The organism is Citrobacter sp. RHBSTW-01013 (assembly GCF_013781985.1).
Lineage (GTDB): Bacteria > Pseudomonadota > Gammaproteobacteria > Enterobacterales > Enterobacteriaceae > Citrobacter > Citrobacter braakii.
Genome location: NZ_CP056185.1, coordinates 2,610,557 through 2,622,545, shown reverse-complemented (window position 1 = coordinate 2,622,545; position 11,989 = coordinate 2,610,557). Strand labels below are relative to the sequence as shown.

The following is an 11,989-nucleotide window of genomic DNA, read 5'->3' as shown; positions in this document are numbered from 1 at the left end:
GTCCAGCTTTAGCGATCCTACGGAAATTTGAACGTATGTCCAACTTTTTGTTAGACTGCGTGCTATACGGGTACAGGAGGAAAGATGAGCTATCTGAATCGGGACGAACGTCGGGAAGTTATTCTGCAAGCGGCCATGCGTGTCGCGCTTGAGGAAGGATTTACTGCTATGACGGTGCGGCGTATTGCCACGGAAGCGCAGGTGTCCACCGGGCAGGTACACCATCACTTTACCTCTGCGGGTGAGTTAAAATCCCTGGCTTTTGTGCAACTGATACGGACCCTTCTGGATGCCGAACAGGTCAGTGATAACGCCAGCTTCCGCGAACGACTGCATGCTATGTTGGGCAGCGAAGATGGCGGGTTCGAACCCTACATTAAACTGTGGCGTGAAGCGCAGGTCCTGGCGGATAAAGATCCGGAAATCAAAAGCGCCTACCTGCTAACCATGCGGATGTGGCATGAAGAAACCGCCGCTATCATCACTCAAGGACAGAGTGCAGGTGAATTCTCAGCAATACCGGATGCGGCCGAGGTGGCCTGGCGCTTAATCGCATTGGTTTGCGGCCTGGATGGCATCTATGTCTTAGGCATTGAGGAAATGGCCGACCCTGCATTCGAACGCCATTTGGATCGTATGATTACGTTAGAGTTAGTTAATTGATGTTATAGATGAATTAATAATACATCTTTTAATTTTACAATTGGTAACACTTAAGCAACATGTAATTCCCTCATCACGCCGCGTTATTGCGCTTTTTTATCTATTCTTTCAGTCAATATTCCCAAAACTTTTCAATAGTTTCTAAAAAGAACTCGCGCGGCGCTGTGTGCGTTTATTTCTTTTTCATGAACGGCATGGGCATGGAGAATAATATGTCAGCATCAAATGAGAAAAATAATCGTTATCTTTTAACTGACTGGAAACCGGAGAACCCCGCCTTTTGGGAAAACAAAGGTAAGCATATTGCACGTAGAAACCTCTGGATATCAGTAAGTTGTCTGTTGCTGGCGTTCTGCGTCTGGATGTTGTTTAGCGCCGTGGCCGTCAATCTGAATAAAATTGGTTTTAATTTCACCACTGACCAACTGTTTTTATTAACGGCATTGCCTTCTCTTTCTGGCGCAATATTGCGCGTTCCCTACTCCTTTATGGTACCTATATTTGGTGGGCGCCGGTGGACCATTTTTAGCACGATTATTCTGGTTATTCCCTGCGTCTGGCTCGGTTTTGCCGTGCAAAATAACGCTACTCCGTTTGGCGTATTTATTATCATTGCGCTGATGTGTGGTTTTGCTGGCGCAAACTTTGCCTCCAGCATGGGTAATATCAGCTTTTTCTTCCCCAAAGCGAAACAAGGCAGCGCATTAGGCGTTAACGGTGGTCTCGGCAACCTTGGCGTCAGCGTGATGCAGTTGATCGCGCCGCTGGTGATCTTTCTGCCTATCTTTACCTTTTTGGGCGTACAGGGCGTACCGCAAGCCGACGGCTCGTTATTGTCGCTGGCCAATGCCGCATGGATTTGGGTTCCGTTACTGCTGATAGCCACCTTAGCAGCAGGCATGGGAATGAACGATATTGCCAGTTCGAAGGCCTCAATTGCTTCCCAGTTGCCGGTCCTCAAACGTTTTCATCTGTGGTTATTAAGCCTGCTGTATCTCGCCACCTTCGGTTCATTTATCGGCTTTTCGGCAGGCTTTGCCATGCTGGCGAAAACTCAGTTCCCGGACGTGAATATCCTGCAACTGGCGTTCTTCGGCCCCTTCATCGGCGCTCTTGCGCGATCGGCAGGTGGGGTGATCTCTGACAAATTCGGCGGTGTGCGCGTCACGTTAATTAACTTCATCTTTATGGCGCTGTTTAGCGCCCTGCTGTTCCTCACCCTGCCTGGGTCAGGCGAAGGAAACTTTGTCGCCTTCTACCTGGTGTTTATGGGCTTGTTCCTGACTGCGGGTCTGGGAAGCGGCTCAACCTTCCAGATGATCGCGGTGATCTTTCGCAAAATCACCATATACCGGGTGAAGCTGCACGGTGGTACTGAAGAACAGGCCCAACGTGAGGCGGTAACCGATACCGCTGCCGCGCTGGGATTCATCTCTGCTATTGGCGCTGTGGGGGGCTTTTTCATCCCCAAAGCGTTTGGTTCATCGCTGGCGCTGACTGGCTCTCCGGTGGGCGCAATGAAAATATTCCTCGTGTTTTACATCGTCTGCGTGCTGGTGACCTGGCTGGTCTATGGCCGTAAATCACAAAAAAAATAACAAAATGGATACCGCAGGATCGGACAGTTCGATAGGCCGGATAAGGCGTTAACCGCCATCCGGCCTACCGTTCGATTCACCGTCGGCAATATTCTCAAAGCAGGAGTTATGTCATGAGTAAACTGTTCGATCGCTTTCGCTACTTTAAACAAAAGGGCGATACGTTTGCCGATGGGCACGGGCAAGTGATGCACACCAATCGGGACTGGGAAGACAGCTATCGTCAGCGCTGGCAGTTCGACAAAATTGTGCGTTCTACCCACGGCGTTAACTGTACCGGCTCATGCAGTTGGAAAATCTACGTCAAAAACGGACTGGTGACCTGGGAAACGCAGCAAACCGACTACCCGCGTACCCGCCCTGACCTGCCAAATCATGAACCCCGTGGCTGCCCGCGCGGTGCCAGCTACTCCTGGTATCTTTACAGCGCCAACCGTCTGAAATATCCCCTGGTGCGTAAACGTCTGATCGAACTGTGGCGCGACGCCCTGTCCCGCCAGCCCGATCCGGTGCTGGCCTGGGAATCCATTATGAACGACCCGCAAAAATGCCAGAGCTACAAGCAGGTACGCGGGCGCGGTGGTTTTATCCGTTCCAACTGGAAAGAGCTTAATCAGCTCATTGCCGCCGCCAACGTCTGGACGGTGAAAACCTATGGGCCGGATCGCGTGGCCGGGTTCTCCCCGATCCCTGCTATGTCGATGGTCTCCTATGCCGCAGGCACACGTTATCTATCGCTACTGGGCGGAACCTGCCTGAGCTTCTATGACTGGTACTGCGATTTACCGCCTGCATCACCGATGACCTGGGGCGAACAGACCGATGTTCCAGAATCCGCCGACTGGTATAACTCCAGCTACATCATCGCCTGGGGGTCAAACGTGCCGCAGACCCGTACCCCGGATGCGCACTTTTTTACTGAAGTACGCTACAAAGGCACCAAGACGATTGCCATTACGCCGGATTACTCGGAAGTCGCCAAACTGTGCGACCAGTGGCTGGCCCCCAAGCAAGGGACAGACAGCGCGTTGGCGATGGCGATGGGCCACGTGATTCTGAAAGAATTCCACCTCGACAATCCAAGCGATTACTTCATCAATTACTGTCGTCGCTATACCGATATGCCGATGCTGGTTTTGCTGGATGCCCGGGAAGATGGCAGCTACGTGCCAGGGCGTATGATGCGCGCCTCAGACCTTGTCGATGGTCTGGGCGAAAGTAACAATCCGGAGTGGAAAACCGTGGCCTTTAACACTGCTGGCGAACTGGTGGTCCCGAACGGGTCTATCGGTTTTCGCTGGGGCGAGAAAGGTAAATGGAACCTGGAGCCACTGGCGGCTGGCGCTGAAACAGAACTTTCCCTCTCGTTGCTTGGTCAGCATGATGAAGTGACCGGCGTGGCATTCCCCTACTTCGGCGGCAACGAAAACCCACATTTTCGCAGCGTGAAACAGGAACCCGTGCTGATTCGTCAACTGCCGGTAAAACATCTTACCCTCGCCGACGGCAGCCGTTGCCCGGTGGTAAGCGTCTATGATCTGGTGCTGGCGAATTACGGCCTCGACCGTGGTCTGGATGACGCTCATAGCGCGCAAGATTACAGCGAAGTGAAAGCCTACACCCCGGCCTGGGGAGAGCAAATTACCGGTGTCCCTCGTCGTCATATCGAACAAATCGCCCGTGAGTTTGCCGATACGGCGCACAAAACGCATGGCCGTTCGATGATTATCCTCGGGGCTGGCGTCAACCACTGGTATCACATGGATATGAACTACCGTGGAATGATTAACATCCTCGTGTTCTGCGGTTGTGTGGGACAAAGCGGCGGCGGCTGGGCGCACTATGTGGGTCAGGAGAAACTGCGTCCGCAAACCGGTTGGTTGCCGCTGGCCTTTGCGCTGGACTGGAACCGCCCACCGCGTCAGATGAACAGCACCTCGTTTTTCTACAATCACTCCAGCCAGTGGCGTTATGAAAAACTCACCGCTCAGGAACTCCTCTCTCCGCTGGCTGACGCGTCCAAGTTTAGCGGACATTTGATCGACTTTAACGTGCGGGCAGAAAGAATGGGCTGGCTGCCGTCCGCGCCGCAGCTCAACCTCAACCCTCTGACCGTCAAAGCAAAGGCAGAACAAGCGGGAGTGTCGCCTGCACAATACACTGCACAGGCGCTGAAATCGGGTGAAATTCGTTTTGCCTGCGAGCAGCCGGATAGTGGTAACAACCATCCGCGTAATCTCTTCGTCTGGCGCTCTAACCTGCTCGGCTCCTCCGGTAAAGGGCATGAATACATGCTCAAGTATCTGCTGGGTACCGAAAGCGGGATCCAGGGGGAAGCGCTCGGTTCAAGCGAAGGTATTAAACCTGAAGAGGTGGAATGGCAGTCCGCGGCGATAGAGGGCAAGCTTGATCTGCTGGTAACGCTCGATTTCCGTATGTCGAGTACCTGCCTGTTCTCCGATGTCGTTTTGCCGACCGCCACCTGGTATGAAAAAGACGATATGAACACCTCGGATATGCATCCGTTTATTCACCCGCTGTCGGCGGCGGTCGATCCTGCGTGGGAATCGAAGAGTGACTGGGAAATTTATAAAGGCATCGCCAAAGTCTTCTCTGAGGTTTGCGTCGGGCACCTTGGGCAAGAAACGGATGTGGTATTACAACCGCTGCAACACGACTCCCCGGCAGAGCTGGCGCAGCCGTTTGACATTCAGGACTGGCGTAAAGGTGAATGCGATCTCCTCCCGGGGAAAACGGCGCCCAATATTGCCGTCGTGGAACGTGACTATCCCGCCACCTACGAACGCTTCACTTCGCTTGGTCCGCTAATGGACAAGCTCGGTAACGGCGGGAAAGGTATTACGTGGAATACCCAGACGGAGGTCGATTTCCTCGGCAAGCTTAACTACACCAAACGCGAAGGTCCGGCGAAAGGCCGACCACTGATAGACACCGCGCTGGATGCGTCTGAGGTGATCCTCGCCCTGGCACCGGAAACGAACGGTCAGGTGGCGGTGAAAGCCTGGGAAGCGCTGGGAGCGATGACCGGACGCGACCATACGCATCTGGCGTTGAACAAAGAAGACGAGAAAATCCGTTTTCGCGATATTCAGGCGCAGCCGCGCAAAATCATCTCCAGCCCCACCTGGTCCGGGCTGGAAAGTGAACATGTCTCCTATAACGCAGGCTATACCAACGTCCACGAGCTGATCCCGTGGCGCACCCTGTCCGGTCGCCAACAGTTGTACCAGGATCACGCGTGGATGCGAGCCTTTGGTGAAAGTCTGGTGGCATATCGTCCGCCTATCGATACCCGAAGCGTCAGCAATATGCGCGAAGTTCCGCCTAACGGCTTCCCGGAAAAAGCGCTCAACTTCCTGACTCCGCATCAGAAATGGGGGATCCACTCTACCTACAGCGAAAACCTGCTGATGCTGACGCTGTCGCGCGGTGGCCCCATTGTCTGGATCAGTGAGACCGATGCTAAAGAGCTGGGCATTGAGGATAACGACTGGATTGAAGCCTTTAACGCCAACGGTGCGCTCACCGCGCGTGCTGTGGTGAGTCAGCGCGTGCCGCCGGGAATGACCATGATGTATCACGCTCAGGAGCGAATCATGAATATCCCTGGCTCGGAAGTCACCGGTATGCGCGGCGGGATCCACAACTCAGTCACCCGCGTCTGCCCGAAACCCACGCACATGATCGGCGGCTATGCGCAACTGGCATACAGCTTCAACTATTACGGCACAGTCGGCTCTAACCGCGATGAGTTCATCATGATTAGAAAAATGAAAAATATTAACTGGCTGGATGATGAAGGTCGCGATCAGGTACAGGAGGCGAAAAAATGAAAATACGCTCACAGGTAGGCATGGTTCTTAATCTGGATAAGTGCATCGGCTGCCACACCTGCTCCGTCACCTGTAAAAACGTCTGGACCGGGCGCGAAGGGATGGAATATGCGTGGTTTAACAACGTTGAGACCAAGCCAGGCATTGGTTATCCGAAAAACTGGGAAGATCAGGAAGAGTGGCAAGGCGGCTGGGTTCGCGATGTTAACGGGAAGATAAGGCCGCGCCTGGGCGGCAAGATGGGCGTTATCACCAAAATTTTTGCTAACCCGGTGATCCCGCAAATCGATGATTATTACGAACCCTTTACCTACGATTATCAGCATCTGCATAGCGCGCCGGAAAGCAAGAATCAGCCCACCGCACGTCCGCGCTCGCTGATAGATGGCAAACGGATGGACAAGATTATCTGGGGTCCTAACTGGGAAGAGTTGCTCGGCGGTGAGTTCTCAAAACGTGCCCGCGACCGTAACTTTGAGAAAATGCAAAAGGAGATGTACGGGCAATTCGAAAACACCTTCATGATGTATTTACCGCGCTTGTGCGAACACTGCCTGAACCCAAGCTGTGTCGCCACCTGCCCGAGCGGTGCCATCTATAAGCGTGAAGAAGACGGCATCGTGTTGATCGACCAGGATAAATGTCGCGGCTGGCGCTTGTGCATAAGCGGTTGTCCGTACAAAAAAATCTACTTTAACTGGAAGAGCGGTAAATCAGAGAAGTGCATTTTCTGCTACCCGCGTATTGAGTCCGGCCAGCCGACGGTATGTTCGGAAACCTGCGTGGGACGCATCCGCTATCTTGGCGTATTGCTGTATGACGCCGACCGCATCGAAGAAGCAGCCAGCACCGAGCATGAGACCGATCTCTACGAGCGTCAGTGCGATGTGTTCCTCAATCCACACGACCCGGCGGTCATTGAAGAGGCGTTAAAACAAGGTATTCCGCACAACGTCATCGAAGCGGCCCAACGTTCGCCCGTTTACAAGATGGCGATGGACTGGAAGCTGGCGCTGCCGCTGCACCCGGAATACCGCACCCTGCCGATGGTCTGGTATGTACCGCCGTTGTCGCCGATTCAGTCGGTCGCTGACGCGGGGGGACTGCCGCACAATGGCAACATTCTGCCAGCGGTTGAATCACTGCGAATTCCGGTTCAGTACCTTGCCAACATGCTTAGCGCGGGCGATACCGGTCCGGTACTGCGCGCGCTAAAACGAATGATGGCCATGCGCCATTATATGCGTTCGCAAACCGTAGAAGGCGTTACGGACACCCGCGCGATTGAGGAAGTGGGTCTGACCGTTGAGCAGGTTGAAGAGATGTATCGCTATCTGGCCATCGCCAACTATGAAGACCGCTTCGTGATCCCGACCAGCCACCGTGAAATGGCGCGTGATGCGTTCCCGGAGAAAAACGGTTGCGGATTTACCTTTGGCGACGGCTGCCATGGCTCAGATACCAAATTCAACCTGTTTAACAGCAGTCGTATTGACGCCATCGACATCACCGAAGTGCGCGATAAAGCGGAGGGTGAATAATGCAAATCCTGAAGGTTATCGGCCTGCTGATGGAATATCCCGACGAGTTGCTGTGGGAGTGTAAAGACGAGGCGCTGGCGCTTGTGGCCAGCGATGCCCCAATGCTTACCGAATTTAGCCAGGGGCTGCTCAATGCGCCATTACTGGATAAACAAGCCGAATGGTGTGAGATATTTGACCGGGGCCGGGCCACCTCTCTGCTGCTGTTTGAGCACGTGCACGCCGAGTCTCGCGATCGGGGCCAGGCGATGGTTGATCTGTTGGCGCAGTACGAAAAGGTCGGACTGCAGCTCGACTGCCGCGAACTGCCGGATCATCTGCCGCTGTATCTGGAGTACTTAAGCGTGTTGCCGGAAGCGGAGGCCAAAGAAGGATTGCAGAACGTCGCACCGATTCTGGCGCTGCTGGGTGGGCGTTTGAAACAGCGTGATACGCCGTGGTATCAACTGTTTGACGCCCTGCTATTGCTTGCCGGAAGCCCTCTTTCAAGTGACAGTGTCACTAAGCAGGTTGGCACGGAAACCCGCGACGATACCCGACAGGCGCTGGATGCCGTCTGGGAAGAGGAACAGGTGAAGTTTATCGAGGATAACGCCACCGCCTGTGACAGTTCACCGTTACAAAACTATCAACGACGCTTTAGCCAGGACGTGGCACCTCAGTATGTCGACGTCAGCGCGGGAGGCCCGAAATGATACAGTACCTGAACGTCTTTTTTTACGATATCTACCCGTACCTCTGTGGCACGGTGTTTATCCTCGGCAGTTGGCTACGCTATGACTACGGGCAATACACCTGGCGGGCCTCTTCCAGCCAGATGCTGGACAAACGCGGCATGGTGTTATGGTCAAACCTGTTCCACATCGGCATTCTGGGGATCTTTTTCGGGCACCTGTTTGGCATGTTAACCCCGCACTGGATGTATGCCTGGTTCCTGCCGATTGCGGTGAAGCAGCAGATGGCGATGATCGCCGGTGGGCTCTGTGGCGTGCTGACGCTGGTCGGTGGCGCTGGCTTGCTGGTACGTCGTTTGACCAATCCGCGCATTCGTGCAACCTCCTCCACTGCCGATATCCTGATCCTCTGCGTTCTGCTGATTCAGTGTATCCTCGGCTTAACCACCATCCCATTCTCTGCGCAGCATCCCGACGGCAGTGAAATGCTGAAACTGGTAGGTTGGGCGCAGTCGGTGGTGACCTTCCAGGGCGGCGCGTCTGCGCATCTGGATGGCGTGGCGTTGATTTTCCGTGTGCATCTGGTTCTGGGGATGACTATCTTCCTGCTGTTCCCGTTCACACGCCTGGTTCACGTGTGGAGCGCGCCGTTTGAGTACTTTACCCGCCGCTATCAAATAGTGCGTTCACGCCGATAAATCCGCATTGAAATGTCGGGTGACGACACGCCTTATCCGGCCTACAACCAGGCACCGTAGGCCGGATAAGATAGCGGTCATCGCCATCCGGCATTTTGCACGTTATGATGCTTCTCCATTCCAGGGAGAACGTTAATGAAACCACAGGTTTACCACGTCGATGCCTTTACCTCGGTACCCTTTCGCGGCAATTCAGCAGGTGTGGTTTTGCATGCTGACGGACTGAGCGAAGCGCAGATGCAACTCATTGCTCGCGAGCTGCGTCATTCGGAAACCGCTTTCCTGCTGACCAGCGACGACAGCGATGTTCGCATCCGCTATTTCACGCCGACGGTCGAAGTTCCTATCTGTGGGCATGCTACCGTCGCTGCACATTATGTGCGGGCAAACGTGCTTGGCTTGGGCAACAGTACAGTCTGGCAAACCTCGCTGGCTGGTCGTCATCGGGTGGATATCGAAGCTACCGGGAATGACTATCGTATTAGCCTTGAACAAGGCGTACCCGGATTTGAACCTCCGCTGGAAGGGGTTATTCGTAGTGCGATTATCGAGGCCCTACACCTGAGCGAAGACGATATGCTGGCAGGCTTGCCGATTCAGGTTGCTACCACCGGGCATTCGAAAGTGATGATTCCGCTCAAGCCCGAGGTGGACCTCGACGCCCTTTCCCCTGATTTGCAGGCTTTGACAGCCATCAGCCAACAAATTGGCTGTAACGGCTTCTTTCCTTTTCAAATCCGCCCGGGCGAAAACGCCACCGATGGCCGCATGTTTTCGCCTGCAATTGGGATTGTGGAAGACCCGGTTACCGGCAATGCCAACGGTCCAATGGGCGCGTGGTTGGTTCACCATGGGCTGATGGCGCATGATGGGAAAACGTTACGTGTTCAGGGACATCAGGGCCGTGCGCTCGGGCGCGACGGTATTGTTGATGTGACGGTAACTATCCGTGATAACCAGCCAGAAAAAGTCACCATTACCGGTTCGGCGGTGATCCTGTTTCACGCAGAATGGGCGATAGATTTTTAATTGTTCCCGTAGGCCGGATAAGGCGATTACGCCAATCCGGCACTAATCCCGATGCCCCTATTTCCCCGCGTCCGGATGCGTATCAAACGCCGCCATTACCGTGGCCAGCTCATCCTGGGTAAAGCCATGCTTCACGTCCTCCACGCCCAGGCCAAACCGGTCCTGCAACAAGGCATACAGACTGGGGACGTCAGGCAGATTAATCTGTTCTACCGCGTGTCCATCCTGATAATGGGTGAAATGAAAATTGGTTAACGTTAATTTCCCGCCGTCGGGCAGATGACGACACATCAGCAAATGATGGCGAAAATGTGATTGCGGCCAGTGAGCGGACCAGAAGTTGCCTATCAGATAATCGCTCTGATGCTGTACGACCAGGTCGAAACGGTACATTGATTGCCAGTGTTCGTGATGACAGAACTGTAGGATCCAGTCTTCACCTTCCTGAATCAGCCGATACTCGCCGTGTGGTGTCTTCTGCTCAATGTTCGCCTGCAGACGAATCGGCGCCGTCAGCGTCTGCCCGCCGAAACCAACGTCGGCGATCCACTGCTCTCCCTGCAACTCAACCAGCAACAGACGATGCGTGCGTGGTGGCAGGCTTGACGGGTTCGCCAGTACCACACGTCCGAGCAGACTGCGTACGGTAAAACCGATTTCGCGTAGCGCTCGCTCAAATACTCCGTTCTGTTCAAAACAATAGCCGCCGCGACGCGCCGTCACCAGCTTCTCTTCCAAAGACAAATCGTCAAGCTGCATCTCTCTTGGAAGCAATACATCCAGGTTTTCAAAAGGTATGGCGGCGTTGTGCAGTAAATGCAGCGCCCGTAAGGTTTCAATGTTGACCCTGGCCAAATCTGACCAGCCAATACGGGCAAAATAAGCGGTTAAAAAAGGCGTCATACGGAGTTCCTGTTCAATTAATGCAGTACTTATAACGCATTTTTAATTTTGCGCCGTCGATTTTGTGCGTTGTTCCTCCAGACGAGGCGACAAAATCGCTAATACCGTTAATATCTATGTTTATTGTGGTGTGTTATCTCTCAGCCAAGGAGCATCCATGAGCCATTTTCGTCCGATCGAATTAAAACATGCCAGTCGGTTGCTAAATCACGGCCCAACGATATTAATCACCAGCCGGGATGAGCATACCGAGCGGCGAAATGTGATGGCTGCCGCGTGGTCAATGCCCGTGGAGTTTGAACCACCGCGGATCGCGATTGTTGTCGACAAGACCGCCTGGTCACGGGAGCTCATTGAACGTAGCGGCAAATTCGGCATCGTTATTCCGGGCGTTGCCGCCGCCAACTGGACCTGGGCCGTAGGCAGCGTTTCCGGTCGTGTGGAAGATAAATTCAACTGCTACGGCATTCCCGTGGTGCAGGGACCGGTACTGGGTTTACCGCTGATTGAAGCCAAATGTCTGGCCTGGATGGAGTGTCGCCTGTTGCCTGCCACTGCGGCACAGGAAAAATATGACACGCTGTTTGGTGAAGTGGTCTCGGCTGCCGCTGATGAGCGAGCCTTCGTGGAAGGACGCTGGCAGTTTGATGATGGCAAGCTCAATACCCTGCATCACCTTGGGGCCGGAACGTTTGTCTCCAGTGGAAAACTCATAACAGCAGCTGAATAATGGCACGACAAAACGGGCGGAAAATCCGCCCGTTTTGTCTTACATGCTGTAGCCGGGTTTTTTAATCAACCTAGCCATCTGCGGCGCAATCTCCACATCCCACACGCCCTGCCACGCCTCGGGCTCAATTTCATTAAGCGCCACACTCACTGAACTGTCTTTGCTTTGCAAATGACGAATAATGACGTCGGTAATATCCGCCGCCAGCGCGGATTTTTGTTCGTCGTTCAGGTCGCGAGGAAAACATTTGATATCGACGTGCGGCATAGCAGATTCCTTATTGTTTTGGGATGCAGTTA

10 protein-coding genes are annotated in these 11,989 nt (G+C 53.9%); 8 read left to right on the top strand and 2 right to left on the bottom strand.

Annotated elements, in window-relative coordinates; translation table 11 throughout:
• Positions 1 to 84: 84 nt before the first annotated feature.
• The 7 genes from HV350_RS12690 (at position 85) to HV350_RS12660 (ending at position 10,057) form a co-directional block, all read left to right on the top strand.
• A complete protein-coding gene (locus HV350_RS12690; RefSeq protein WP_016153113.1) occupies positions 85 to 663 on the top strand; it encodes a TetR family transcriptional regulator in 579 nt (192 codons plus the stop codon).
• A 212-nt stretch (positions 664 to 875) separates the two neighbouring features.
• A complete protein-coding gene (locus HV350_RS12685; RefSeq protein WP_047358146.1) occupies positions 876 to 2,261 on the top strand; it encodes a NarK family nitrate/nitrite MFS transporter in 1,386 nt (461 codons plus the stop codon).
• A 113-nt stretch (positions 2,262 to 2,374) separates the two neighbouring features.
• Positions 2,375 to 6,115: a nitrate reductase subunit alpha gene (locus tag HV350_RS12680; protein WP_103283814.1), complete on the top strand. Its 3,741-nt coding sequence runs from the start codon at positions 2,375 to 2,377 to the stop codon at positions 6,113 to 6,115.
• A complete protein-coding gene (gene narH / locus HV350_RS12675; RefSeq protein ID WP_016156550.1) occupies positions 6,112 to 7,656 on the top strand; it encodes a nitrate reductase subunit beta in 1,545 nt (514 codons plus the stop codon). Before HV350_RS12680 ends, narH begins: the two co-directional genes overlap by 4 nt.
• Positions 7,656 to 8,351: a nitrate reductase molybdenum cofactor assembly chaperone gene (narW, locus tag HV350_RS12670; protein WP_016153117.1), complete on the top strand. Its 696-nt coding sequence runs from the start codon at positions 7,656 to 7,658 to the stop codon at positions 8,349 to 8,351. The genes narH and narW overlap by 1 nt, the downstream gene beginning before the upstream one ends.
• Entirely contained in the window at positions 8,348 to 9,028 is a 681-nt protein-coding gene (narI, locus tag HV350_RS12665; protein ID WP_003833047.1) for a respiratory nitrate reductase subunit gamma, read from the top strand. Before narW ends, narI begins: the two co-directional genes overlap by 4 nt.
• Before the next feature lie 135 nt (positions 9,029 to 9,163).
• Complete coding sequence (locus HV350_RS12660) at positions 9,164 to 10,057, top strand: PhzF family isomerase (protein WP_016153118.1); 894 nt, start codon at positions 9,164 to 9,166, stop codon at positions 10,055 to 10,057.
• Between the two features lie 57 nt (positions 10,058 to 10,114).
• On the opposite strand, the gene nhoA is transcribed toward HV350_RS12660, so the two are convergent.
• Entirely contained in the window at positions 10,115 to 10,960 is an 846-nt protein-coding gene (gene nhoA / locus HV350_RS12655) for an N-hydroxyarylamine O-acetyltransferase (RefSeq protein ID WP_181628613.1), read from the bottom strand.
• 157 nt (positions 10,961 to 11,117) lie between these two features.
• Here nhoA and HV350_RS12650 point away from each other — a divergent pair, with 157 nt between their 5' ends.
• Entirely contained in the window at positions 11,118 to 11,690 is a 573-nt protein-coding gene (locus tag HV350_RS12650) for a flavin reductase family protein (protein WP_016156553.1), read from the top strand.
• 39 nt (positions 11,691 to 11,729) lie between these two features.
• Here the strand turns inward: HV350_RS12650 and pptA are convergent, their stop codons facing one another.
• Entirely contained in the window at positions 11,730 to 11,957 is a 228-nt protein-coding gene (gene pptA / locus HV350_RS12645) for a tautomerase PptA (protein WP_047358141.1), read from the bottom strand.
• Positions 11,958 to 11,989 lie beyond the last annotated feature (32 nt).